This is a genomic window from Streptomyces spongiae, from assembly GCF_009377185.1.
Classification (GTDB): domain Bacteria; phylum Actinomycetota; class Actinomycetes; order Streptomycetales; family Streptomycetaceae; genus Streptomyces; species Streptomyces spongiae.
This window is the reverse complement of sequence record NZ_VJZC01000040.1, coordinates 1-22717: the sequence shown is the minus strand read 5'-3', so window position 1 is coordinate 22717 and position 22717 is coordinate 1. Positions and strand designations below refer to the sequence as shown.

The 22717-nt window shown below is 71.4% G+C and carries 26 protein-coding genes; 16 read left to right on the top strand and 10 right to left on the bottom strand.

Annotation, left to right across the window (positions count from 1 at the left end; translation table 11 throughout):
• Positions 1 to 210 precede the first annotated feature (210 nt).
• From FNH08_RS09075 to FNH08_RS09020, 12 genes are all read left to right on the top strand, one after another.
• Positions 211 to 1830 (top strand): NAD(P)/FAD-dependent oxidoreductase, encoded by a 1620-nt coding sequence (locus FNH08_RS09075; protein WP_322724066.1) that lies wholly within the window; start codon positions 211 to 213, stop codon positions 1828 to 1830.
• A complete protein-coding gene (locus FNH08_RS09070; protein ID WP_152770881.1) occupies positions 1827 to 3674 on the top strand; it encodes a transketolase in 1848 nt (615 codons plus the stop codon). The genes FNH08_RS09075 and FNH08_RS09070 overlap by 4 nt, the downstream gene beginning before the upstream one ends.
• Positions 3675 to 3862: 188 nt before the next feature.
• The gene (locus tag FNH08_RS09065) at positions 3863 to 4204 is read left to right on the top strand and encodes a gas vesicle protein GvpO (RefSeq protein WP_152770880.1); all 342 of its coding nucleotides are present in this window, start codon (positions 3863 to 3865) and stop codon (positions 4202 to 4204) included.
• Between the two features lie 91 nt (positions 4205 to 4295).
• Positions 4296 to 4721 (top strand): gas vesicle structural protein GvpA, encoded by a 426-nt coding sequence (locus FNH08_RS09060; RefSeq protein WP_152770879.1) that lies wholly within the window; start codon positions 4296 to 4298, stop codon positions 4719 to 4721.
• The gene (locus FNH08_RS09055) at positions 4718 to 5473 is read left to right on the top strand and encodes a GvpL/GvpF family gas vesicle protein (RefSeq protein ID WP_322724064.1); all 756 of its coding nucleotides are present in this window, start codon (positions 4718 to 4720) and stop codon (positions 5471 to 5473) included. Before FNH08_RS09060 ends, FNH08_RS09055 begins: the two co-directional genes overlap by 4 nt.
• 19 nt (positions 5474 to 5492) lie before the next feature.
• On the top strand, positions 5493 to 5783 hold the full coding sequence (locus FNH08_RS09050) for a gas vesicle protein GvpG (protein ID WP_152770878.1): 291 nt from the start codon (positions 5493 to 5495) through the stop codon (positions 5781 to 5783).
• Complete coding sequence (locus tag FNH08_RS09045) at positions 5780 to 6481, top strand: DNA primase (RefSeq protein WP_152770877.1); 702 nt, start codon at positions 5780 to 5782, stop codon at positions 6479 to 6481. The genes FNH08_RS09050 and FNH08_RS09045 overlap by 4 nt, the downstream gene beginning before the upstream one ends.
• Positions 6482 to 6604: 123 nt before the next feature.
• Complete coding sequence (locus FNH08_RS09040; RefSeq protein WP_152770876.1) at positions 6605 to 7720, top strand: SRPBCC family protein; 1116 nt, start codon at positions 6605 to 6607, stop codon at positions 7718 to 7720.
• Entirely contained in the window at positions 7717 to 8160 is a 444-nt protein-coding gene (locus FNH08_RS09035; RefSeq protein WP_152770875.1) for a gas vesicle protein, read from the top strand. The genes FNH08_RS09040 and FNH08_RS09035 overlap by 4 nt, the downstream gene beginning before the upstream one ends.
• Positions 8160 to 8954, top strand: a complete 795-nt coding sequence (locus FNH08_RS09030; protein ID WP_152770874.1) for a GvpL/GvpF family gas vesicle protein — start codon at positions 8160 to 8162, stop codon at positions 8952 to 8954. Before FNH08_RS09035 ends, FNH08_RS09030 begins: the two co-directional genes overlap by 1 nt.
• Positions 8951 to 9139, top strand: coding sequence for a gas vesicle protein (locus tag FNH08_RS09025; protein ID WP_322724061.1), 189 nt, complete (start codon positions 8951 to 8953; stop codon positions 9137 to 9139). The genes FNH08_RS09030 and FNH08_RS09025 overlap by 4 nt, the downstream gene beginning before the upstream one ends.
• 1 nt (position 9140) lies before the next feature.
• Entirely contained in the window at positions 9141 to 9431 is a 291-nt protein-coding gene (locus tag FNH08_RS09020) for a gas vesicle protein K (RefSeq protein ID WP_322724060.1), read from the top strand.
• Between the two features lie 33 nt (positions 9432 to 9464).
• On the opposite strand, the gene FNH08_RS09015 is transcribed toward FNH08_RS09020, so the two are convergent.
• The 3 genes from FNH08_RS09015 to FNH08_RS09005 form a co-directional block, all read right to left on the bottom strand.
• A complete protein-coding gene (locus tag FNH08_RS09015; RefSeq protein ID WP_152770873.1) occupies positions 9465 to 9635 on the bottom strand; it encodes a hydrophobic protein in 171 nt (56 codons plus the stop codon).
• Between the two features lie 62 nt (positions 9636 to 9697).
• Positions 9698 to 10531 (bottom strand): class I SAM-dependent methyltransferase, encoded by an 834-nt coding sequence (locus FNH08_RS09010; RefSeq protein ID WP_152770872.1) that lies wholly within the window; start codon positions 10529 to 10531, stop codon positions 9698 to 9700.
• A 192-nt stretch (positions 10532 to 10723) separates the two neighbouring features.
• On the bottom strand, positions 10724 to 12220 hold the full coding sequence (locus FNH08_RS09005) for a bifunctional phosphatase PAP2/diacylglycerol kinase family protein (protein ID WP_152770871.1): 1497 nt from the start codon (positions 12218 to 12220) through the stop codon (positions 10724 to 10726).
• 118 nt (positions 12221 to 12338) lie between these two features.
• Between FNH08_RS09005 and FNH08_RS09000 the strand changes: the two genes are divergently transcribed.
• Positions 12339 to 13958, top strand: a complete 1620-nt coding sequence (locus tag FNH08_RS09000) for an ABC-F family ATP-binding cassette domain-containing protein (protein WP_152770870.1) — start codon at positions 12339 to 12341, stop codon at positions 13956 to 13958.
• Between the two features lie 35 nt (positions 13959 to 13993).
• On the opposite strand, the gene FNH08_RS08995 is transcribed toward FNH08_RS09000, so the two are convergent.
• On the bottom strand, positions 13994 to 15100 hold the full coding sequence (locus tag FNH08_RS08995) for a baeRF2 domain-containing protein (protein ID WP_152770869.1): 1107 nt from the start codon (positions 15098 to 15100) through the stop codon (positions 13994 to 13996).
• Between the two features lie 85 nt (positions 15101 to 15185).
• Here FNH08_RS08995 and FNH08_RS08990 point away from each other — a divergent pair, with 85 nt between their 5' ends.
• Both FNH08_RS08990 and FNH08_RS08985 read left to right on the top strand, forming a co-directional pair.
• Positions 15186 to 15419, top strand: a complete 234-nt coding sequence (locus tag FNH08_RS08990; RefSeq protein ID WP_152770868.1) for a DUF6158 family protein — start codon at positions 15186 to 15188, stop codon at positions 15417 to 15419.
• A complete protein-coding gene (locus FNH08_RS08985) occupies positions 15416 to 16003 on the top strand; it encodes a TIGR03086 family metal-binding protein (protein ID WP_152770867.1) in 588 nt (195 codons plus the stop codon). Before FNH08_RS08990 ends, FNH08_RS08985 begins: the two co-directional genes overlap by 4 nt.
• Positions 16004 to 16100: 97 nt before the next feature.
• Here FNH08_RS08985 and FNH08_RS08980 read toward each other — a convergent pair whose 3' ends face one another.
• The 4 genes from FNH08_RS08980 to FNH08_RS08960 form a co-directional block, all read right to left on the bottom strand.
• Entirely contained in the window at positions 16101 to 18206 is a 2106-nt protein-coding gene (locus FNH08_RS08980; protein ID WP_152770866.1) for a catalase, read from the bottom strand.
• On the bottom strand, positions 18203 to 18748 hold the full coding sequence (locus FNH08_RS08975) for a type 1 glutamine amidotransferase domain-containing protein (protein WP_152770865.1): 546 nt from the start codon (positions 18746 to 18748) through the stop codon (positions 18203 to 18205). The genes FNH08_RS08980 and FNH08_RS08975 overlap by 4 nt, the downstream gene beginning before the upstream one ends.
• 212 nt (positions 18749 to 18960) lie before the next feature.
• The gene (locus tag FNH08_RS08965) at positions 18961 to 19401 is read right to left on the bottom strand and encodes a CBS domain-containing protein (protein WP_152770864.1); all 441 of its coding nucleotides are present in this window, start codon (positions 19399 to 19401) and stop codon (positions 18961 to 18963) included.
• 138 nt (positions 19402 to 19539) lie between these two features.
• A complete protein-coding gene (locus FNH08_RS08960; protein ID WP_152770863.1) occupies positions 19540 to 19938 on the bottom strand; it encodes a DUF2795 domain-containing protein in 399 nt (132 codons plus the stop codon).
• Positions 19939 to 20080: 142 nt separating this feature from the next.
• Here FNH08_RS08960 and FNH08_RS53010 point away from each other — a divergent pair, with 142 nt between their 5' ends.
• Positions 20081 to 20209 (top strand): hypothetical protein, encoded by a 129-nt coding sequence (locus tag FNH08_RS53010; RefSeq protein ID WP_265579755.1) that lies wholly within the window; start codon positions 20081 to 20083, stop codon positions 20207 to 20209.
• Positions 20210 to 20388: 179 nt separating this feature from the next.
• On the opposite strand, the gene FNH08_RS08955 is transcribed toward FNH08_RS53010, so the two are convergent.
• Together FNH08_RS08955 and FNH08_RS08950 are read right to left on the bottom strand one after the other, a co-directional pair.
• A complete protein-coding gene (locus FNH08_RS08955; protein WP_152770862.1) occupies positions 20389 to 22110 on the bottom strand; it encodes an acyltransferase in 1722 nt (573 codons plus the stop codon).
• Between the two features lie 43 nt (positions 22111 to 22153).
• Positions 22154 to 22717 (bottom strand): YceI family protein (locus tag FNH08_RS08950; RefSeq protein WP_228033995.1); only part of this gene is annotated, 564 nt, incomplete at its 5' end.

Here is a 22717-nt window from a genome sequence, read left to right as displayed (position 1 = left end):
ACCGTCCGGGCCGAGAATCCGTGCTGACACCGGTGGCCCTCGGTCGGCAGGAAGCAGCCGTACTCGGGCATGGGGGAAGGTACCTCCGCGACGGGTGCGGGCCGGGTCGCGGTACGGGTACCCGGGGGCCACAGTGGAAACCCACGGACGTTTGGGTGCCCTGCCCAGGGGGACGCGGAAGGCCCGTACGCGACCTCTCCGGAGGCGACCGTGAGTCGACCCCGCATTGTGATCGTCGGTGCCGGCTTCGCCGGGTACCGGACGGCCCGCGAACTGTCGCGGGTGACCCGGAACAAGGCCGACATCATCCTTCTCAACCCGACCGACTACTTTCTGTATCTGCCCCTGTTGCCCCAGGTCGCCGCCGGGATCCTGGAGCCGCGCCGCGTCAGCGTCTCCCTCTCCGGCACCCTGTCCCACGTACGGCTGGTGCTCGGTGAGGCCGACGGCGTCGACCTCGAAGGGCGCACCGTGCACTACACCGACCCGGAGGGCGACGGGGGCACGCTGGCGTACGACCGGCTCGTGCTCGCCGTCGGCAGCGTCAACAAACTGTTGCCCATCCCCGGGGTCGCCGAGCACGCGCACGGTTTCCGTGGCCTGCCCGAGGCGTTGTACCTGCGCGATCACGTGACCCGGCAGGTGGAGCTCGCCGCCGCGTCCGACGACCCGAAGAGCTGTGCGGCGCGGTGCACCTTCGTGGTCGTCGGCGCGGGCTACACGGGCACGGAGGTCGCCGCGCACGGGCAGTTGTACACCGACTCGCTGGTGCGCAAACAGCCCCTGCGGGAGGGCATGCGGCCGCGCTGGACGCTGCTCGACATCGCGCCGCGCGTGCTGCCCGAACTGGACGAGCGGCTCTCCCGCACCGCCGACCGCGTGCTGCGCGAGCGGGGCGTGGACGTGCGGACAGAGACGTCCGTGGAGGAGGCCACGCCCACCGGAGTGCGGCTCAGCGACGGGGAGTTCATCGACACCAACACCCTCGTGTGGTGCGTCGGAGTCCGGCCCGATCCGCTCGTCGAGGGCATCGGACGGCCCCTGGAGCGCGGGCGGCTGCTCGTCGACCCGTACCTCCAGGTGCCGGGCCACCCCGAGGTGTTCGCCTGCGGGGACGCGGCCGCCGTACCGGACCTGGAGAAGCCGGGGGAGTACACGCCGATGACGGCCCAGCACGCCTGGCGGCAGGGCAAGATCGCCGCCCACAACCTCCTCGCCTCCTTCGGCCGGGGCGAACGGCGCGCCTATCGCCACCGTGACATGGGCTTCACCGTCGACCTCGGCGGCGTGAAGGCCGCGGCCAACCCCCTCGGCGTCGCGCTCTCCGGCCCGCTCGCCGGCGTGGTCACCCGCGGGTACCACCTCGCCGCCATGCCCGGCAACCGCGTCCGTGTCGCCGCCGACTGGCTCCTGGACGCCGTACTGCCGCGCCAGGGCGTCCAGTTGGGGCTCGTACGGTCCTGGTCGGTCCCCCTGGACACGGCCTCGCCGGAGCTGGCGCGGGTGCCGGGAGCGCCGGAGCCCTCCGGGCGGGAGCGGGGCGGGGCGGCAGCCGGGGAGCCCGGCCCGACCGGCCCGGCCGAGCGGCAGGAGGCACCCGAGAAGCCCGGGCCCACAGCGGTGCCCGGAGCGCCGGAGAAACCGAGGACTGACCGGGAACGGAAGAGCGCGAACAAGCCCGCGCCGGTGAAGGCCGCGGATCCCCGGCCGGCGAGGGCGTCCGGCGACGAGCCCGACAAACCGGGACCGGTGAAGAAGACGGAGCCCCGACCGAGGCGGTCCGCGGAGCAGGACGAGACGGAGCAGGAAGAGACGGAGGAAAATTCATGAACACCCGTCAGCTCACCGAGTACGCCCAGCAGTTGCGCGTCGACAGCGTCCGCGCAGCCGCCGCCGCGCACTCCGGTCATCCCACTTCCTCCATGTCGGCCGCCGATCTGATGGCCGTCCTGCTCGCCCACCACTTCCGCTACGACTTCGAGCGCCCCCAGCACCCGGCGGGCGACCGCTTCGTCCTCTCCAAGGGCCACGCCACCCCGCTGCTGTACGCCGCGTACAAGGCGGTCGGCGCCATCAACGAGACCGAGCTGATGACCTACCGCAAGCTCGGCAGCCGACTCGAAGGGCACCCCACCCCACAGCGCCTGCCGTGGGTGGAGACCGCCACCGGCTCGCTCGGCCAGGGGTTGCCCGTCGGCGTCGGCATCGCGCTGGCCGGCAAGCGGCTCGACCGCACCGGCTACCGCGTGTGGGTGCTGTGCGGCGACAGCGAACTCGCCGAGGGTTCCATCTGGGAGGCCGCCGAGCACGCCGGGTACGAGCACCTCGACAACCTCGTCGTGATCGTCGACGTCAACCGGCTCGGCCAGCGCGGGCCCACCCGGCACGGGCACTCACTCGAGGCGTACGCCCGCCGTTTCCAGGCCTTCGACTGGCACACCATCGAGATCGACGGCCACGACGTGGACGCGATCGACCGGGCGTACGGCGAGGCCCTCTCCACCAGTGGCCAGCCCACCGTGATCCTCGCCCGCACCCTCAAGGGCAAGGGCGTCGAGTCCGTCCAGGACCGCGAGGGACTGCACGGCAAGCCGCTGCCGGAGCCCGACGAGGCGATCGCGGAGCTCGGCGGCGTCCGCGACCTCCACATCGAGGTCCAGCCACCGCCCGCCGCCCGGATGCTGCACGCCGTGCGCACGGGCCACCTCGAACTGCCGCGCTACGAGATCGGCGAGGAGGTCGCCACCCGTGACGCCTACGGGAAGGCCCTCGCCGCCCTCGGCGCGGCCCGCGGTGACATCGTCGCCCTGGACGGCGAGGTCAGCGACTCCACGCGCTCGGAATTCTTCGCCAAGGAACACCCCGACCGGTTCTTCGAGTGCTACATCGCCGAGCAGCAGATGGTCGCCACAGCGGTCGGGATGGCCGCACGCGGCTGGGTGCCGTACGCGTCCACGTTCGCCGCGTTCTTCACCCGGGCCCACGACTTCGTGCGCATGGCCTCGGTCAGCGGTTCCGGGCTGAACCTCGTCGGCTCGCACGCGGGCGTCGCCATCGGCCAGGACGGGCCCTCGCAGATGGGCCTGGAGGACCTGGCGATGTTCCGCTCGCTGCACGGCTCGACCGTGCTGTACCCGTGCGACGCCAACCAGACGGCCAAGCTGGTCGGCGCCATGGCCGGCCTGGACGGCATCCGCTACCTGCGGACGTCGCGCGGGGCGGGCCCCGTGATCTACAGCCCGACCGAGGAGTTCCCCATCGGCGGCAGCAAGGTGCTGAAGGCCGGTGACCACGACCGGCTCACGCTCGTCGCCGCCGGGGTCACCGTCCACGAGGCGCTCGCCGCGGCCGAGGCGCTGGAGGCCGAGGGCATCAGCGCACGGGTGATCGACCTGTACTCGGTCAAGCCCGTCGACCGCCGCACCCTGCGCGAGGCCGCCGAACGCACCGGGTGCCTGGTGACCGTCGAGGACCACCGTGAGGAGGGCGGCCTCGGCGACGCGGTGCTGGACGCGTTCCTGGACGGGCGCCCGGTGCCGCGCCTGGTCCGGCTCGCCGTACGGAACATGCCGGGCTCGGCCACGCCCGCCGAGCAGCTGCACACCGCGGGCATCGACGCCGAGTCGATCGCGGCGTCGGCCCGGCTGCTGGTGGAGCACGCCGTGGTGCCCTGAACAGCCACGATCAGGAGGTCCTGATGCGCCGGGCCGGGCCCTGGGCCCGGCCCGGCGGAGGCTGAACCGGCTGCGTGACCGAGGGCCGGACCGCAGGTCGGCGACGGGGGACGCGGAAGCCCGGCCTTCGCACGTCCATGTGGAGGTTTGGTCACCGTTCGGGGGGCCACTCGGTCACCGAGGTGGCCATGGCGAACACATCGAACACACCAAAGACACAGAATTCACGGAAGCGAGAGAGCGACGCGGCGGACCGTCGGCCCAGCCCCATGGAGGTGCTGCGCCACGCGCGCACCCAGTTCGCGGAGCTGACCGGCATGGAACCCGAGTCCGTGACGTCCTTCGAGCAGAGCGAGGACGGCTGGACCCTGGAGATCGAGGCCCTCGAGCTGGCCCGGGTCCCCGACACGATGAGCCTGATCGCGAGCTACCAGGTCGAGCTCGACCCGGACGGGGAGCTGACCGGGTACCGGCGGGTGCGTCGCTACGAGCGCGGGAGAGCGGACCCACATCGGCAGCGCGGCCGGTAGGCCGCCGCCGTCCCGTACAGCGCCAGACAGACCTACAGCGTCAGACAGTCACAGATCTACAGCGTCAGACAGACAAGGAGGAACAGACGGCATGACCGTAGTCCCGGCACAGCAGTCCGGCGGTGGTGGTGGCTCGAGCGGCCTCTACGACGTCTTGGAGCTCATTCTCGACAGGGGGCTGGTCATCGACGCCTTCATACGGGTTTCCCTCGTCGGGATCGAGATTCTCAAGATCGATGTCCGAGTCGTGGTCGCCAGCGTCGACACCTATCTGCGCTTCGCCGAAGCGTGCAACCGGCTCGACCTGGAGGCCGGGCCGCGCAAGAGCCCCGGTCTGCCGGACATCGTCGGTGAGATCACCGAGTCCGGTGCGCGCGGCAAGTCCAAGGGGGCGTTGTCCGGTGCCGCCGAGACGGTCTCGGACGCGTTCAGGCAGGCCCGCGAGGAGGGCCAGGCAGAACCGCGGCCGCGTGCCCGCAAGACGACGAGTTCGCGCCGGAAGGAGGAGCAGGAGTGAGCACGTATGTGTACGGCATCGCCGCGAGCTCGCACTCCGCTCTCCCCGAGGACATGGGCGGAGTCGGCGATCCGGCGCGTCCGGTGCGCGTTCTGAAGGAGGGCGAGCTGGCGGCCATCGTCAGCGACGCCCCCGAGGGGCTGCGCCCCAAGCGCAAGGACCTGCTCGCCCACCAGAACGTGCTGAGCGAGGCGGGCGCGGGTGGCGCCGTGCTGCCCATGCGGTTCGGCAGCGTCGCCCCGGACGACGAGTCCGTGACGGGGGTGCTGGCCGAGCGTGCCGAGCACTACCAGGAGCGGCTCCGGGCCCTGGACGGCAGGGTCGAGTACAACGTCAAGGCCAGTCACGACGAGGAGGCCGTGCTGCACCGGGTGATGGCAGGCAACCCCGAGGTCAGGGCTGCCACCGAGGCCAACCGGCAGGCGGGCGGCGGAACCTACGAGGAGCGGCTGCAGCTCGGCGAGATGGTGGCGGCCGCGGTGCAGGGCCTGGAGGCCGAGGACGCGGCGGAGGTGCAGCACGCGCTGGAGCCGGCCGCCGAGGCGGTGAGCGCGGGTCCCGAGTCCACCGGCTGGCTCGCCAACCTGTCGTTCCTCGTGAACCGCGAGGAGGCCGAGTCCTTCCTCGCCGCCGTGGAGGAGGTCGGCAACAGCCACCCGCACCTCGAAGTGCGGGTGAACGGGCCGCTGCCGCCGTACAGCTTCGTGGAACCGGGGCCGTCGGAGCACGCGGAGACGGGGCCCCAGGTGTGAGATCGGGTGAGGTGCAGTCATGGGACTGATCAGTGAGGTGCTGCTGCTGCCGTTCGCGCCGGTGCGCGGCAGCCTCTGGGCGGTGAGACAGGTACTCGCCGAGGCCGAGCGCCAGTACTACGACCCGGCCACCGTCCGCGCCGAACTCGCCCGGCTCGAGCAGCGGCTCGAGGCGGGCGAGATCGATGAGGAGGAGTTCGACCGTTCGGAGGACGAGCTCCTGGACCGGCTGGAGATCGCTCTGAGCTGGAGCGCGGGAACGGGCGGGCAAACCGGCGGGGGGACTACAGACGAGGGGACGACAAGATGAATCGTGTGGGACTGGGCCTCGCTGTCGGGGCCGGATACGTCCTCGGACGGACGAAGAAGATGAAGCTCGCGGTCGCGCTCGGCACCCTGGTGGCGGGCAAGCGGATGCATCTGAGCCCGAAGGCGCTCGCGGAAATGGCGTCCCAGCAACTGCAGAAGAATCCGCAGTTCAAGGAGATGGGCGATCAGCTCCGCGAGGGCGTGCGCGGTGCGGGCAAGGCGGCCGGCGGAGCCCTGCTCGAGCGGCAGATCGAGGGACTCGCGGGTCGGCTGCACGGGCGTACCGCCCAGGTACGCGACCAGCTCGCGGGCGTGACCCCGGACGTGCCCGGCGTGGGCGGCGCCGAGGAGGCCGAAGAGGAGCCTCGCGACAGTGAGGACCGTGACGAGCGGGACGAGGAGGACACGGACGAGGAGTACGGCGAGGCCGAGGCCGCCGACGAGGGCCAGGAGGAAGAGCCGGAAGAAGAGCCGGAAGAGGAGCCCCCGGCCGCGAAGAAGGCCCCGGCGGCCCCGGCGAAGAAGGCCGCGGCCAGGAAACCGGCCAAGAAGGCGCCCGCCAAGAAGGCCCCGGCCAAGAAGACGGCGGGGCGCCCGACCGCCGCGAAGAAGGCGCCCGCCAAGAAGACGGCCACCTCCAGGACGTCCTCGCGCAAGGCCACGAGTGATTCGGGGCGTGAGAGGAGGCGGGGACGGTGACTGTGAGTGGGTGCCTGTCTCGTCCGCCCGGTTCGGCCGTGGTCGGGTGCGGGTCGTACGGGGCTGGTCGCGCAGTTCCCCGCGCCCCCTTCGGGGCGCTGGACGTGAAGGGAGGCGGAGGCGATGACTGACACTGTCGGTTCGGTGACCGGGCGTGCGAAGGACGCTGCCGGCTCGGCTGCCAACGGGGCGAAGGAGACTCCGCTCGGCGGTCTGGCCCACAGCCCCGCCGTCGACCATCTCAAGGCCGAGGCCCAGGAGTATCTGGCCGCGCAGGCTCAGCGACTGCTCACGGGCGCCGGGCGCAAGCTCGGTGATGCGACCACGAAGCTCAACGACATAGCCGACGGCAACAGCCCCGGTCTCGGCAAGCTCGCCCTCGACGGCGGCCGCAAGCTCGCCGAGGGCAAGGGGCCACTGCGTTCCGCTCTGGAGCTGGGCGCCGGCCGGGCCAAGGACAGCGTGTTCGGCGCCCTGAAGAAACTGGGTGGTGGCATGGGCAAGGGCAAGGGCAAGGGCCGGTCGGGCAACAAGCCCACGGTCATCATCGAGTCCATCGACGTCGGCGTACCGCTGCGTACCGCCTACGACCAGTGGACCCAGTACCAGACCTTCAGCACCTTCGCCGAAGGCGTGAAGAGCGCGAAGCGCGACGACGACACGCACTCCGACTGGCAGCTCAAGGTCCTGTGGTCCGGCCGCAGCTGGAAGGCCACGACCAGCGAACAGGTGCCCGACGACCGCATCTCGTGGACGTCGGAGGGCGCCAAGGGCACCACGAAGGGCGTGGTCTCCTTCCACAGCCTCGGCGAGAACCTCACCCGTGTGCTGCTGCTGATCGAGTACTACCCCTCGGGGTTCTTCGAGAAGACCGGCAACATCTGGCGCGCCCAGGGCCGCCGGGCTCGGCTCGACCTCAAGCACTTCGCCCGCTTCATCACGCTGCGCGGCGAGGCGGAGGACGGCTGGCGCGGCGAGATCCGCGACGCCGAGGTCGTCCGCAGTCACGAGGACGCCGTGGCGGAGGAGGAGGGCGAGGAGGCCGAGGAGTCCGAGGAGCCCGAGGAGTACGAAGAGGGCGAGGAGGAGCCCGAGGAGGAGTACGAGGAGGGCGACGAGATCCCTGAGGACGAGGCTCCTGAGGACGAGGCTCCTGAAGACGCCGCCGAGGAGGAGTACGAAGAAGAAGAGGAAGAGGAAGAAGACGAGAGGGCCACTGCGGGTGGGAGCCGGCGATGACGTTTCCTCCCGGCCGGGCACCGGAACCGTACGGCCAGGGTGGCAGCGCCAACCTGGCCGACATACTCGAACGTGTGCTCGACAAGGGGCTGGTGATCGCGGGAGACATCCGTATCAACCTGCTCGACATCGAACTGCTCACCATCAAGCTCCGCCTCATCGTCGCCTCCGTCGACAAGGCGAAGGAGATGGGCATCGACTGGTGGGAGACCGACCCGATGTTGAGCTCGAAGGCGCGCCGCGAGGAACTCAACCGTGAGAACGCCGAGTTGCGCGCCCGGCTCGCGGCGATCGAAGAGGGACGCCCGGAGAGCGAGGCGTTGCTGGAGGGCCGTGGCCGCACCCGGGCCGAACCGTCACTGGAGCAGGGCGAGCGGCGCCGCCGACGGGAGGAGTTGGAGGAGCAGATGGAGCAGCAGGAGCAGGAGGAGGAGACCTGATGACCGGACTGCGGTACGTCTACGCCGTGTGCCGGCCCTTCGGCGCCGCGCTCCAGTCCCAGCTGACCGGGGTCGCGGGCGCGCCGCCGAAGCTCCTGTCGCACCACGGCCTGATCGCCGTCCTCAGCGAGGTGCCCGAGCGCGACTTCGCCGAGGGGCCACTGAAGGCGCACCTGGAGGACCTGGACTGGCTGACCGACACGGCCCGTGCCCACCAAGGCGTGATCGACGCGCTCACCGCGGTCACCACGCCCCTGCCTCTCCGGCTCGGCACCGTCTTCCGTGACGACAGCGGCGTCCGCGTCATGATGGAGACCCGCGAGGAAGCCTTCGGGCGGACGCTGGACCGGCTGGAGGGCCGGGTGGAGTGGGGCGTCAAGGTCTACCTCGACACGGAGGCCGCCGAGACCGCCCGCCCGCCCGAGAAAGCCGCGTCCGGGCGCGACTATCTGCGGCAGCGGCGTATGCGCAACCGGTCCCACGAGGACATGTGGGAAAAGGCCGAGACGTTCGCCCGCCGCCTGCACGAAACCCTTTCCGGACGTGCAGAGGATTTCCGGTTGCACGCACCACAGAATCCCACGCTTTCCGGATTCGCCGGCCGGAACGTACTGAATGCCGCCTATCTCGTCCCGCGCGGGAAATCCGAGGAATTCGTGGAAGCCGTGGACCGTACGAAGGACGACGTCCCCGGACTGCGTGTCGAGCTCACCGGACCGTGGGCCGCCTACTCCTTCACCGGGGAGATGGGGGAGACGCAGCGAGCCGAAGGGCCCGAGGAGGAGAACGCGTGACCGTCGTCGAACGCCGTGAGATCGCCCTCGTCGACCTGCTCGACCGGCTGCTCGCGGGCGGGGTCGTCATCACCGGCGACCTCACCCTGCGCATCGCGGACGTGGACCTCGTCCGCATCGACCTCAACGCGCTCATCAGCTCGGTGAACGAGCAGGTCCCCGCACCGTGGGGGGAGTTGGAGTGAAGTGACCACCGGCAGGAACAGGAACCGTCTCGACCTCGAACCCGACACGGTGGAGCGGGACTTGGTGAAGCTCGTCCTGACCGTCGTCGAACTGCTGCGTCAGCTCATGGAGCGGCAGGCCGTTCGCCGGTTCGACACAGGCGAGTTGACGGAGGAGCAGGAGGAGCGCATCGGGCTCACCCTGATGCTGCTCGAGGACCGCATGGCCGAACTGCGCGACCGCTACGGCCTGCGGCCCGAGGACCTGAACCTGGACCTCGGGCCGCTCGGACCGCTGCTTCCCCGGGACTGATAGCGACCCGGTTCGCCGGGCCCGCTGATTCCGCTACCAGCGGTACCAGCGGCCCCGGGTGCCCGCCGAGCTCGTACCGCGCACGAGGAATCCCAGGAGCCAGAGCACGAGAACAGCGAGGGCGATCCACCAGAGCACCTTCACCGCGAATCCGGCGCCGAAGAGAATCAGGGCCAAAAGCAGAACAAGCAGGATGGGAACCATTCTGACACCTCCTGCTTTTTCGAGTGACCCGAATTACCGGAATCAGGCCTCGCCGTTACAATTCACTTCCGGTTGCGGATTCGCTTCCGGCACAGAATCTCCCCGTGGAGAACGGAGAACCAGCCGTCCTCCTGCCGGCCCCATTCCCGCCACGCCTCGGACACCGCCCCGAGTTCCTCCGGTGTCGCGTTGCCACTCTGCGCGGCGCGCTCCGCGTACGCGGACGCCAGGGTCCGGTCCGCCCACAGTCCGCTCCACCAGGCCCGTTCCTCCGCCGTGGCGAACGTCCAGGTGGCGGACGTGGCGGTGATGTCGGTGAGACCGGCCCGCAGCGCCCAGGACCGCAGCCGCCGCCCCGCGTCCGGCTCGCCGCCGTTGGCGCGGGCGACCCTCCGGTACAGGTCCAGCCAGTCGTCCAGGCCCGGTGACAGGGGGAACCAGGCCATCGACGCGTAGTCGGCGTCCCGGACCGCGACGTAGCCGCCCGGCTTCGTCACCCGGACCATCTCGCGCAGCGCCCGCACCGGGTCGCCCACGTGCTGGAGCACCTGGTGGGCGTGGACCACGCAGAAGGTGTCGTCCGGGTACTCCAGCGCGTGCACGTCCGCCACCGCGAAGTCGACGTTCGTCAGGCCCCGCTCGGCGGCCGTGGCCCGCGCCTGGTCCAGGATGCCCGGAGCGCGGTCCACGCCGGTGACGTGCCCGTCCGGGACGAACTCGGCCAGGTCCGCGGTGATGGTGCCCGGGCCGCAGCCGATGTCCAGGACCTTCATGTGGGGCTTGAGCGAACCGAGCAGGTAGGCCGCCGAGTTGGCGGCCGTCCGCCACGTGTGCGAGCGCAGTACCGACTCGTGGTGTCCGTGTGTGTAGACGGCGGTCTCCTGCGGCTTCGACATGGCGGGTCCCCTCGTCTCGTGGCCCCGTGGAGCGGTTCGCTCCACGGGGAGGTAGCTGTCACCGTACGCCGCCATGTCGAATGTTGAGACCGACGTATCGCTATGTGGGATGGTCGAGAGCGCCGCCGGGTTTGCTGTTTGGTACCGGCTGCGGGTGGTTCGTGGCTGGTCGCGCAGTTCCCCGCGCCCCTTTCAGGGGCGCACCGGGAACGGGCGGTAGACCGTCAGCGCCTCCGGGAGCTTGCTCAGGGTCAGGTCGCCCGAGATCTCTGTGACCTCGCCGTCGTAGGCGAGGAAGGTGCCCGGGGTGATGCCGTCCACGTGGAAGCGGTCGACGCGTACCGCCGCGTGGGCGGGGGAGCGCGTCAGCGGGCCCGCCGCGGCGGCGGCGAGCAGGCGCAGGGCCGGGTGCCCGTCGCCGTGCACCACGCGCACGTCGAGCAGACCGTCGGCGAGGTCGTAGCGACGGCCGGGAACGGGGCCCATGCGGTGGTACGTGCCGTTGCCGGCGAACAGCAGCCACAGCGGGCGCGTCCGTTCCTGGAACCGGGCCTCCATGGGGTGGTGGTCCGTACGCAGGACGCGCGCCGCGCCGAGCAGACCGGCGGGCCAGCCGCCGATCACCCGCGACCAGCGCTCGCGGACGCGGACCAGCTCCGGGTAGACGCCCAGGCTGCACGTGTTGAGGAACACGCCCTCGGTGTCACCGGAGGAGAACCGCCCCACGTCCACGCGGACCGCGTGCCCGTCGGCCAGTGCCCGGGCGAGGTCCCGTGCGTCCTCGACGCCCAGGTCCTGCGCGAAGTGGTTGAGCGTGCCGCCGGGGAGGACGGCGAGGGGGACGCCGTGGCGCAGGGCCACCTCCGCCGCCGCGTTCACCGTGCCGTCGCCGCCGCACACGCCGAGCACCCGGGCGTGCGTGGCCGCCTTCTCCAACTCGGTCCGCACGTCGTCCGGTCCGCACTCCACGACCTCGGCGAGGGGCAGGGCGGACTGCAGCGCGCGTACGCGGTCGGCGGTGGCCGCGCCCCCGTTGGCGACGACGACCAGACCCTCGCCGTCGGGCAGCGCGGGGGCCTCGGCGCGCGGGCGGCCGGGCGGCGGGAGCAGGTCGCGGGTGGGCACGAGGCCGCGTACGGCGTAGGCGGCGCCCACGCCCAGGGCGGCGCCCACCAGGACGTCGCTCGGGAAGTGGACGCCCGTGTAGACGCGGGACAGCGCGACCGCGGCGGCCACCGGCGCGACGGTCGCCCCCCAGCCGCGGGACTCCAGGGCGACGCCCGTCGCGAAGGCCGCCGCGGACGCCGAGTGTCCCGACGGGAACGACGTGGTGATCGGCTGCCGCTTGAGCTGCCGGGCCATCGGGACGTTGTCGAGGAGCGGACGCGGGCGGCGGACCGAACGCTTGCCGAGGGTGTTGATGGTCGCCGAGGCGAGGGCGAGCGACGCGACGCCCCGTGCGGCCGCCCGTCGGGCCCTCGGGCTCCGCGTCGCGGCGAGGGCCGCCGCAGTGGCGAACCACAGCACCCCGTGGTTCGCCGCGCGGCTCAGCCGGGGCAGCACGGTGTCGGCGCCGGGCCAGTGGCGGGTCGCCACCCCTTCGAACAGACGGCTGTCCGCGGCCAGGAAACGGTCCCTGAGGATGTGGTGACCCGGGGGGCGGACGGTGAGATCGACATCTGGGCTCATGGGGCACGGGTACCCCAGGGCGGCTGGTCCGTGTCAAGTCGCGGCCGCCCGGGGTTCGGTCGCGCACCCTTCGAAATGGGTTTGCCCGCGGCCGGGGCGACCCGGACAATGCCTGCTCATGGGACACCTGGAAGCCGCGCACCTGGAGTACTACCTTCCCGACGGGAGGGCGCTGCTCGGCGATGTGTCGTTCCGCGTCGGAGAGGGGGCCGTCGTCGCCCTCGTCGGACCCAACGGGGCGGGCAAGACCACGCTGCTGCGGCTGCTCTCGGGCGAGTTGAAGCCGCACGGCGGGAGTGTCGGGGTGAGCGGCGGGCTGGGCGTGATGCGGCAGTTCGTGGGGTCCGTACGGGACGAGACGACCGTGCGCGACCTGCTCGTGTCCGTGGCGCCGCCGCGCATCCGGGAAGCGGCCCGGGTCGTCGACGCAGCCGAGCACGCCATCATGACCGTGGACGACGAGGCCGCCCAGCTCCGGTACGCGCAGGCCCTCGCCGACTGGGCCGAGGCTCGCGGGTACGAGGCCGAGACGCTCTGGGACATCTGCACCGTGGCCGCGCTCGGAGTGCCGTACGAGAGGGCGCAGTGGCGGCAGGTGAGCACCCTGTCCGGCGGTGAGCAGAAGCGGCTCGTGCTGGAGGCCCTGCTGCGCGGCACCGACGAGGTGCTGCTCCTCGACGAGCCCGACAACTACCTCGACGTTCCCGGCAAGCGGTGGCTGGAGGAGCGGCTGAAGGAGACCCGCAAGACCGTGCTCTTCGTCTCGCACGACCGGGAGCTGCTGGCCCGTTCCGCCGAGAAGATCGTGAGCGTGGAACCGGGCCCGGCGGGTGCGGACGCGTGGGTGCACGGCGGCGGCTTCGCCACGTACCACGAGGCGCGGCGGCAGCGCTTCGAGCGGTTCGAGGAACTCAGGCGCCGCTGGGACGAGAAGCACGCCCAGCTGAAGAAACTCGTGCTGACGCTGCGTCAGGCCGCCGAGAACAGCGCCGATCTGGCCTCCCGCTACCGCGCCGCCCAGACCCGGCTGCGCAAGTTCGAGGAGGTGGGCCCGCCGCCGGAGCCGCCGCGCGAGCAGGACATCCGGATGCGGCTCAAGGGCGGCCGCACCGGCGTGAGAGCCGTCACCTGCGAGGGGCTTGAGCTCACCGGGCTGATGAAACCCTTCGACCTGGAGGTCTTCTACGGCGAGCGGGTCGCGGTCCTCGGCTCCAACGGCTCCGGCAAGTCGCACTTCCTGCGCCTGCTCGCGGGCGACGACGTGGCGCACACGGGTCAGTGGAGGCTGGGTGCCCGGGTCGTGCCCGGCCACTTCGCGCAGACCCACGCCCACCCGGAGCTGGAGGGCCGCACGCTCCTCGACATCCTGTGGAAGGAGCACGCCCAGGACCGTGGCGCCGCCATGTCCCGGCTGCGCCGCTACGAGCTGACGGGCCAGGCCGAGCAGCGCTTCGACCGGCTCTCCGGCGGCCAGCAGGCACGCTTCCAGATCCTGCTCCTGGAGCTGGAGGGCGTCACCGCGCTGCTGCTGGACGAGCCCACGGACAACCTGGACCTGGAGTCCGCCGAAGCCCTCCAGGAGGGCCTGGAGGCCTTCGAGGGCACGGTACTCGCGGTCACCCACGACCGCTGGTTCGCTCGTTCGTTCGATCGCTATCTGGTCTTCGGCTCCGACGGTCGCGTACGCGAGACGCCGGAGCCGGTCTGGGACGAGCGGAGGGTGGAGCGCGTCAGATAGGTGCGCGTCAGATAGGTCCCCCCGGCATCAGAAGGTCACTTCCAGCGCAGCAGCGCCCCCAGTCCGCCCACGGGCACCTCGTCCGCCGTGGCAGCTGTCACCGAGAGCGCCGGGGCGTCGGTCGCGACCGCGGAACGCAGCAGGGCGTCGTCCGCGCGGGCCGCCCACGAGTGCTGCTCTCCCAGCGCCTTCAGATCCGTGCGCCGCATCGCCAGCTGGTCCGGGTCCTCGCCGATCCACACCTCGCGGTGGGCGTCGGGCCCGCCCGGACGGACCAGCAGCTCGTCGATACGGTGCTCACGGGCCGCCTCGACCAGCGCGGGCACGCTCTCCACGGCGGCCGTGCGCCCCTCGGCGTCCGGGGCCCGTGCCGCCAGGAACCGCTCCAGCTCCTCCGCGGCCCGCCGGTGCACGTGTTCGGCGCGCGCCCGCTCCACGTCGTCGTCCAGCAGCCGGCTGCCCGCGCCGTGCCGGGCCTCCACCACGAGGTCCTGCAGCCGCTGGGGCAGCCGCTCCCGCACGGAGTGCCGTTCGCGCTCCTCACCGACGAGGATCAGCAGGTCGGCGCGGGTCTCCTCCTGGCACACGGCGAGCGCGTCGGCGATCTCCGCCGCGTTGTGCTCCCAGGTGTTCTCCACCCGCAGCTGGAAGTGCCGCTCGGACCAGTCGGCCGAGCTCGTACGGTGCACGGGCCACTGCCGTCCGGCCACCGTCCCCGCGTCCTGACTGCCCCGCGAGTCACGCAGCTCGAAGTCCGCGCCCCGCCGGTCCACGTACGCCACTACGCACACCGGGTCCTCCCCGGCGAGGTCCAGCAGCGGGATGGCGTGCGGCAGCGGCGCCCAGTGGGCCGAGGTGCCCGGCGGCGCGTAGGCGAGCGGCGGATCCAGCACCACCTCGCCCGACCGGGCGAAGAAGGCCCTGCCGTGCGGTTCGGCGGTGTGGCGCAGCTCGTCCACCGCCCGCTGCACGGCCGCGCGGGTCGGTTCGTCGGCGCCCTGGGCGGCGAGCTCCCGGGAGACCGCCTGGGCCACCAGGGAGCGCTCGTGCGGAGTGGACTCCGAGTGCGACGAGGTGTCGACGTACACGGAGGCCCAGGGCCCCGGATGTTCGTAGAGTGGATGCAGAAAGGCGAGATCCATGGCTCCCTCCCGGGTGCCGCTCGGGTAATGCTTGCCGGGCGGGTACCCGGACGGCACCGATGGACACGACGAGTGGGGTACCACCATGAACGGAGTCGACCCGGGCCGGCTGGACGACCAACAGCTGATGAAAGAGCTGGAGACGATCCACCGCACACGCCATGACACGCTGCTGTACGGATCGAACGACGCGCTGCGCGCCCACAACGTGCGCATGGCGCAGCTGGAGGGCGAGTACCTGCGCCGTAACCCCCGCCGTCCGGTGGCAGCCGGGCGTACGCGCGAGGGTGCGCGGTGCCGGGGACTCGCGGAGTCATGACGCGCAGGGCGGACGTGAACCCGCTGCTCACCCGGCTGGAGGAGGCCCTCGGCCTCTTCGACGTCCGCGTCCACGCCGTCCGTGACGACCAGTGGGAGGCGGGCACGCCCTGCACCGAGTGGACGGTGCGCGACCTCGTCAACCACCTCGTCTCCGAGCAGCTGTGGGTACCGCCGCTGGTCCGCGACGGGTGCATGATCGAGGAGGTCGGCGACACCTTCGACGGCGACATGCTCGGCTCCGACCCGGCGGCCTCCTGGGACACGGCGGCCCGCGCCGCGCATGACGCGTTCACCGCGCCGGGTGCAATGCACCGTACGGTGCATCTCTCGTACGGCGACACGCCGGTCGCGAACTACTGCGGGCAGATGGTCGCCGATCTCGTCGTGCACAGCTGGGATCTGTCGCGTGCCATCGGGGCGGAGGAGCGGCTGCCGGACAGTCTGCTGCAGTTCACTGTGCGTGAAGTCACGCCGTATGCGGCGGAGTTGGCGAAGAGCGGGATGTTCTCCGAACCGGTGGAGCCGCCTGCCGGGGCTGATGTGCAGACGAAGTTGCTGTGTCTTCTTGGACGGCGGCCCTAGAGCTCGGGGCTTGCTGTTGAGTGCGGGGCTGCGGGTTCGTTGTGGCTTGTCGCGCAGTTCCCCGCGCCCCCCTCGGGGCGCGGAGCGCCTTCTGACCTCAGCTGCGCACCTGTGGCCTGTCCCAGTGCCTGTGTTCCCCGATCGCCGTCACGAACGACCGGAGGAACTCCTCGCTCGGTGTGCCCGGTGCGGTGTCCGTCACCACGCCCCGGTCGGTGACCACGTGGTGGAACTCGGCGGACACGCGCAGGCCGTCCGGCTCCAGGGCCGACACCAGGCCGACGCCCGAGCCGAGAGCCCCGACCGGCTTGCCGTGCCGGTAGGCGCTCCGTACGAAGCGCATCGTGTCGGGGTCGCCCGCATGGGCGGGAGTGCCCGTGGGCCCGCCGGGCAGCAGCACCGCGTCGTACAGCACGGACGCCACGGTCGGCAGCGCCCGGTCCACGGCGTAGTTCTCGCCGTCCGAGCCGCGCACCGTGCCGTCCTGGGTGGCGATCGCCTCCACGATCGCGCCCTCGGCCGCCAGCGCGTCGCGCGTGGTGGTGACCTGCTCGGCGTCGACACCGTCGGTCACGAGCACCGCGATCTGCCGGGTGCGGATCGAGCCGCCGCCGCGCAGCGACTCCAGGCTCAGGGCGGGGGAGACCAGCTTGTGCGCGATCGACTCGTTCCGCGCCGGCTCCGGCACCCCGATGCCCCGCGCCACCTGCGAGGCCAGCTCCGGGTCCACCTTGCCGAGCTCCTCCACCGTGCGGACCCGGACCGTGCGCGCGTCGACCTTGCCGAGCTCGAAGCGGAAGGCTTCCACGATGTGCTGCTTCTCCCAGTCGGCCATGCTGTTCCAGAACATCGCGGCCTGGCTGTGGTGGTCCTTGAAGCTCTCGCTGCGCCGCCGGATCTTGGCGCCGTCCACGCGTTCCGCGTAGTGCGCGTAGGCACTCCCGTCCGTGCCCGCGTGGGCGGGGCAGCCGCAGCCGAGGGAGTTCGGGAAGTGGTTCGTGCCCGAGTGGATCGCGCTCTGGTGCTGGCCGTCGCGCTGGTTGGTGCGTACGGGCGCGATCGGGCGGTTCACCGGCAGCTGGGCGAAGTTGGGGCCGCCGAGCCGGGTCAGCTGTGTGTCCAGGTAGGAGAAGTTGCGGGCCTGGAGCAGCGGGTCGTTGGTGAAGTCGATGCCCGGGACGACATTGGCCGTGTGGAAGGCGACCTGCTCCGTCTCGGCGAAGTAGTTCTCCGGATTGCGGTCCAGCACCATCCGGCCGATCGGCCGCACCGGCACCTGCTCCTCCGGAATGATCTTCGTGGCGTCGAGCAGATCGAAGTCGAACGCGAACTCGTCCTCCTCCGGCACCAGTTGGACGCCCAGCTCCCACTCCGGGAACTCGCCCGCCTCGATCGCGTCCCACAGGTCCCGCCGGTTGAAGTCCGGATCCCGGCCCTGGCACTCCTGGGCCTCGTCCCAGACCAGCGAGTGCACGCCCAGCTTCGGCTTCCAGTGGAACTTCACGAACGTGCCCTTCCCGTCCGCGTTCACGAACCGGAAGGTGTGCACGCCGAAGCCCTGCATCATGCGGTAGCTGCGCGGGATCCCCCGGTCCGACATCAGCCACATGATCGCGTGCAGGGTCTCCGGCTGGAGCGACACGAAGTCCCACAGGGAGTCGTGCGCGGACGCGCCGGTCGGGATGTCGTTGTGCGGTTCGGGCTTCACCGCGTGCACGAAGTCGGGGAACTTGATGCCGTCCTGGATGAAGAAGACGGGGAAGTTGTTCCCCACGAGGTCGTAGTTGCCCTCCGACGTATAGAACTTGGTGGCGAAACCGCGCACGTCCCGCACGGTGTCCGCCGAGCCGCGCGGGCCCTGCACCGTCGAGAACCGCACGAACACGGGCGTCCGCACCGACGGGTCCTGGAGGAAGGCGGCACGCGTGAACTCCGCGCAGGACTCGTACGGTTCGAAGAAGCCGTACGCGCCCGCGCCCCGCGCGTGCACCACCCGCTCGGGAATCCGCTCGTGGTCGAAGTGGGTGAGCTTCTCCCGGAAGTGGAAGTCCTCCATCAGCGTCGGACCGCGTTCGCCGACGGCCAGCGAGTCGTCGGTGTGGTCGACCTCGACGCCCTGGTCGGTGGTCAGCGGCCCGTCGGTGGGGTCGTCCGCGTGGAAGGCCTCGCGCTGCTGCTGCTTCCGGTCGGCGGGAGACGTCATCGCGCGGCCTCCTCGGAGAACACCTGGAGGAACGCGTCGCGGAACGCCTTCAGGTCGCCCGGTTTGCGACTGGTGACCAGCTTGCCGGTGCCGTGATCACAGACCTGCACCTGCTCGTCCACCCACTCACCGCCGGCGTTGCGGATATCGGTGCGCAGGCTCGGCCACGAGGTCAGCACCCGCCCGCGCACGACGTCCGCCTCGACCAGCGTCCACGGCGCGTGGCAGATCGCGGCGACCGGGCGGCCCTGATCGAAGAAGTCCCGGACGAACCTCACGGCCTTCTCGTCCATACGGAGGAAGTCCGGGTTGGCCACGCCGCCCGGCAGGATCAGCCCGCCGAAGGAGTCCGCGGAGGTCTCGCCCACGACCTCGTCCACGGGGAACGTGTCCGCCTTGTCGAGGTGGTCGAAGGCCTGGATCCGGCCGGGCTTCGTCGACACCAGTACGGGCTCGTGGCCGGCGTCCTTCGCGGCCTGCCACGGATCGGTGAGCTCGATCTGCTCGACGCCCTGGGGTGCGGTCAGGAATGCGATACGCATGGTGTCTCAACGTCCTTTCGTGTCAGGGCAGTTCGCCGGAGTGCAGGCACATGGGCGAGGCGGGCGCCGCGAAGGGCAGCGACTCCAGGAAGCCGTGGATGTGTTGCTCCGGGCCTCTCACGCCGCCCGCAGGGCACCCGACCGGTGCCGGTCGGGTGCCCTGCGTCGCCCTCGCGGGAGGCCGAGGCCGGTTCATGTCCGTCGAGTCCCGCTCACGCGGGGGTCGGCCCCGGCCAGCTGTCCGGCACGGCGGCACTGATGTCGGCGAGGGCCGACGTCGGGTCCTGCGAGAGCGCGAGGTCACCGAGGCTCACCATGCCGACCGCGTGTCCGCCGTCGACGACGGGGAGCCGCCGTACCGCGTGGTCGCGCATCAGCTCGACCGCGGCCGACACGGCGTCGTCGGGGCCGATCATGACCGGGTTGGGCGTGCAGACGGCCTGGGCACTCACCGTGAGCGGGTTGGCGCCGTCGGCCACGGCACGCACCGTGATGTCGCGATCGGTCAGTACGCCGATGACCTGCTGGTCGGTGGCCACGAGGACGTCTCCGACGTCCTGCGCCCGCATCAGCTGTGCGGCCTCCACGAGCGAGGCGTCCGGGCGGACCGCGACGACGCCGGGAGTCATGACCTCCCTGACGAAATCAGCCATGGTGTGGTCCTTTCCTACGTTTCCCCGGGCTGTCGGGGTACGGAGGTCGCGCGTCAACGTGACGACGACGCCCGCAGTACCCCTGAGGGGGATGCCTATGCGTCTGTGTCCTGGCCGTGTGCGGGTTCCGCGCCCTCCTCAGCGCCTCTCCCCGCCGCGTTCTCCGACCCGTACGACCGCTTCCGCGAGTTCGTGCGCGGTGCCGTACCGCGCGTTCCTCGGGAGCCGCTCCAGGGACTCGACGAGGACGTCCGGGGCGTGCTTCTCACGCAGGACGCCGATCAGTTCGCGGGGACGGGCCGGGAAGGACGTACGGCCCAGGATGCGGCCCAGCTCGAAGCGCAGCGCCTCGATGCGGGCCGGTGAATCGCTCGGTGTCACAGGGCCGCCGGCGACCTCCGGGTCGTCGTCGGCCGTCGGCTCCGGGTCGTGCCACTCCTCCGTGCGGGTGGGGTGGCCGGAGCGGAGCAGACCCTGAAGTTCGTGCTTCATCTCGTCGTCGCGGTGGACGCTCAGGCGGTCGCTGCCTCGCTGCATGACTCCCTCCAGATCTTCGGGGGTGGCGACCGCGTACCCGTACACCGGACGACGACACAGGGTCCCCGACGGGTTTACCCGGCCGCCACGGGGAGACCCGGATCACATCCCTTACCTCACTGTTCTTGGGGAAGGACACGCCATGGCGGTACTCGCTGTGATCACCCCGCTCGTGATGCTCGGCTTTGTGCTGGCACTGGGCCGGTACGAGGAGATGTTGCTGCCCACGACCGAGGAGCCGGAGCGGCGCGAGGGCGCCGCGCTGGGCTGAGTCGCCGGATCCCGGCCGGGCCGCACACGGCCGAGGCCGGCGAACGGAACGGGTCCCCGCACCACGAGGTTCTCCCTCAGGTGGCGCGGGGGCCGGTTTTCGTGGTGCGGGCGCGTCAAGGATGTTTCGTGGTGCGGGCGCGTCAGGGATGTGGGGACGGCTCCGGGCGGTGGGATGGCTCAGAGTGGTGGGACGGGTTCAAGGCTGTGGGACGGTTCAGCGCGGTGGACGCCGCGGGGTCGGTAGCCCAGGGCGTCGGAGCGGCCCAGCAGGTCGGCGAGGAGCCAGATGATCGCCAACCACATCTCGGTGCCCTGGAGGCCCGGCTCGGGCCCCGGACCGCTGGTGCCCGGACCGAAGCCGAAGCCCCGGCCGTCGTGCCAGCGGGGGAGTGCCGCGGCGAGTTGGTGTTCGGCCCAGGCGCGGATCTCGGGCGAACGGTAACCGCCGTCCCCGGCGAGCCCGCCCAGTTGCCGGCCGCACAGCCACAGCGGATGGGCGACGTCCAGCACGTTGCAGGCGTTCTCCCGGCCCGACCCGAAGTGCCGTGGGTCGCGGGCATGGTCCAGGACGGCGTCCACGACCCGCTCCGGGTGCGGCACCGGTATTCCGAACTGGGCGAAGGACCCGCGGGTCAGGCGGTAGTAGCCGTTGACCACCTGGAGGCGCCCGGCCTCGGACGAGGGGCTGCCCCACATCCCCGTCCACGGGTCGGCCCGGGTCAGCAGCCAGCCGTACAGCGCCTCCAGCGTGCCCGGCTCCATCCCGTCACCGTCACCCTCGGCGTGCTGCCGCAGGTTCCAGTGCGCCGCCGTCGCCCACGCGTCGATCCACGCCCCGGCGCCCCACGCCCCGTCCCGCCAGGGCAGCCCCTCCAGCCGTGCGACGAGCTGACGGGCGGTCATCTCCCGTACGCCGCGCACCGGATGAGGGAACGAGGCGCCCAGCAGGTCGAGCGCGTACCCGACGGAGAGGACGTGGTAGAGCGCGGGCCCCTCGCCGACGAAGCCGTCGGCCTCCGGCACCGGCACCGGTTCGCCGAACTCCGGCACCAGCCCGGTGTCCGCGTCCTGCAGCCCGGCCAGCCGCGCGACGTGCTCCTCGGCGGTCAACTCCGCCGGCGCCGAGCCCAGCAGCAGATCCGCGATCTCCACGGCGTCGCAGTGCGCCCGTACGGTGGGCGTCGCGCCGGGACGGTCGACGTACCGTTCACCGTCCCAGCAGCGGGCGAGGAGCCCGGCGGCCTGGGCACGGGCCGTGTCGGCGAAGCGCGCCAGGGCGTCGCCCGCGCCCGCCGCCCCGCGCGACGCGCGGGACGATGGCCGGGCACCCGCCTCACGCCTGTCGCCCGCCTGCCGTCGGTCCCGAAGAGGCCGGGCCGGGTTCCCCGCCGCCACCGTCCACGCCGGCATGTCCTTCGTGACCACCGCCCCGGCGCCGATCACACAGTGGTCGCCGATGCTCACTCCGTCGACGACGACCACGTGCGAGCCGATCCACACGTCGTCCCCGACGGTGATGCCCTCGCTGGTGTGCGGCTGCCGGAAGACGGGCCGGTCGGGTGCCATGGAGTGGTTGAAGCCCAGCAGCGAGGTGTGCGCACCGATCCGCACCCCGTCGCCCAGGGCGATCCGGCCCCGGACGATCGTGAACGGGTTCAGCGTGCAGTCCGTGCCCGTGGTCACGTCCCCGGTGACGTACGCGTGCGCGGCGATGTACGAGTCGTCGCCGAGCCGCAGCCGGTCCGGGAACACCGCCGCGGACCCGGCCACGTAGCACCGCTCGCCGACCTCGGAGTCCCCGCCGAGCGACCGCTGCCGCTTCCGCTGCGCGGCCCGCTGCTCCGCGGACGCCTCCTCCGCGAACAGCCAGGGGCAGTGATCCAGCTCAAGATCGTCCATGGACCGCACGGTAGGCCCGCGACCCCGCCTTGGAAAGGGCCCGTCAGGCGGCGGGGGCGGTGCGGATGGCGGCGATATCGAACTGAAGGCGCACCGTCTCGCTCACCATGGCCCCGCCCTCGGCCAGTTTGCTGTTGTAGGTCAGACCCCAATCGGACCGATTGATGGTGGTGGTGCCGTCGAATCCGACCCGCTGATAACCGAAGGGGTCCGTCACGTTCCCTATGTAGGTGAGGTCCAGTACGACGGGACGGGTGGTGTCCTTGATGGTGAGATCGCCGGTCATGCGATAAACGTCGGTGCCCACGAGTTGAACGGCGGTGCTGGTGAAACGCATGCGTGGATGGGCTCTGGCGTCCAGGAAGTCGCGGCCGACCAAGTGGCTGTCGCGTTGGTCCACACCCGTGTCGACGCTGGCGGTGGACAGGACGATCTCGGCCTGTGAGCGAGCGGGGTCGCGGCCGTCGAAGAAAAGCCGGCTCTGGTACTCGGTGAAAGCCCCGCGCACCGTCGTCACCATGGCGTGTCGGACGGAGAAGCCGATCCGGCTGTGCGCCGGGTCGATCACCCACTCTCCGGTCAGTGCGGCCAGGGCGGGATCCGGGTC

Bases quoted from the DNA above. Each gene is read 5' to 3' on its own strand.
- FNH08_RS09070 (WP_152770881.1), top strand. From the start codon at position 1,827: ATGAACACCCGTCAGCTCACCGAGTACGCCCAGCAGTTGCGCGTCGAC.
- FNH08_RS09065 (WP_152770880.1), top strand. From the start codon at position 3,863: ATGGCGAACACATCGAACACACCAAAGACACAGAATTCACGGAAGCGA.
- FNH08_RS09060 (WP_152770879.1), top strand. From the start codon at position 4,296: ATGACCGTAGTCCCGGCACAGCAGTCCGGCGGTGGTGGTGGCTCGAGC.
- FNH08_RS09050 (WP_152770878.1), top strand. From the start codon at position 5,493: ATGGGACTGATCAGTGAGGTGCTGCTGCTGCCGTTCGCGCCGGTGCGC.
- FNH08_RS09045 (WP_152770877.1), top strand. From the start codon at position 5,780: ATGAATCGTGTGGGACTGGGCCTCGCTGTCGGGGCCGGATACGTCCTC.
- FNH08_RS09040 (WP_152770876.1), top strand. From the start codon at position 6,605: ATGACTGACACTGTCGGTTCGGTGACCGGGCGTGCGAAGGACGCTGCC.
- FNH08_RS09035 (WP_152770875.1), top strand. From the start codon at position 7,717: ATGACGTTTCCTCCCGGCCGGGCACCGGAACCGTACGGCCAGGGTGGC.
- FNH08_RS09030 (WP_152770874.1), top strand. From the start codon at position 8,160: ATGACCGGACTGCGGTACGTCTACGCCGTGTGCCGGCCCTTCGGCGCC.
- FNH08_RS09015 (WP_152770873.1), bottom strand. From the start codon at position 9,635: ATGGTTCCCATCCTGCTTGTTCTGCTTTTGGCCCTGATTCTCTTCGGC.
- FNH08_RS09010 (WP_152770872.1), bottom strand. From the start codon at position 10,531: ATGTCGAAGCCGCAGGAGACCGCCGTCTACACACACGGACACCACGAG.
- FNH08_RS09005 (WP_152770871.1), bottom strand. From the start codon at position 12,220: ATGAGCCCAGATGTCGATCTCACCGTCCGCCCCCCGGGTCACCACATC.
- FNH08_RS09000 (WP_152770870.1), top strand. From the start codon at position 12,339: ATGGGACACCTGGAAGCCGCGCACCTGGAGTACTACCTTCCCGACGGG.
- FNH08_RS08995 (WP_152770869.1), bottom strand. From the start codon at position 15,100: ATGGATCTCGCCTTTCTGCATCCACTCTACGAACATCCGGGGCCCTGG.
- FNH08_RS08990 (WP_152770868.1), top strand. From the start codon at position 15,186: ATGAACGGAGTCGACCCGGGCCGGCTGGACGACCAACAGCTGATGAAA.
- FNH08_RS08985 (WP_152770867.1), top strand. From the start codon at position 15,416: ATGACGCGCAGGGCGGACGTGAACCCGCTGCTCACCCGGCTGGAGGAG.
- FNH08_RS08980 (WP_152770866.1), bottom strand. From the start codon at position 18,206: ATGACGTCTCCCGCCGACCGGAAGCAGCAGCAGCGCGAGGCCTTCCAC.
- FNH08_RS08975 (WP_152770865.1), bottom strand. From the start codon at position 18,748: ATGCGTATCGCATTCCTGACCGCACCCCAGGGCGTCGAGCAGATCGAG.
- FNH08_RS08965 (WP_152770864.1), bottom strand. From the start codon at position 19,401: ATGGCTGATTTCGTCAGGGAGGTCATGACTCCCGGCGTCGTCGCGGTC.
- FNH08_RS08960 (WP_152770863.1), bottom strand. From the start codon at position 19,938: ATGCAGCGAGGCAGCGACCGCCTGAGCGTCCACCGCGACGACGAGATG.
- FNH08_RS53010 (WP_265579755.1), top strand. From the start codon at position 20,081: ATGGCGGTACTCGCTGTGATCACCCCGCTCGTGATGCTCGGCTTTGTG.
- FNH08_RS08955 (WP_152770862.1), bottom strand. From the start codon at position 22,110: ATGGACGATCTTGAGCTGGATCACTGCCCCTGGCTGTTCGCGGAGGAG.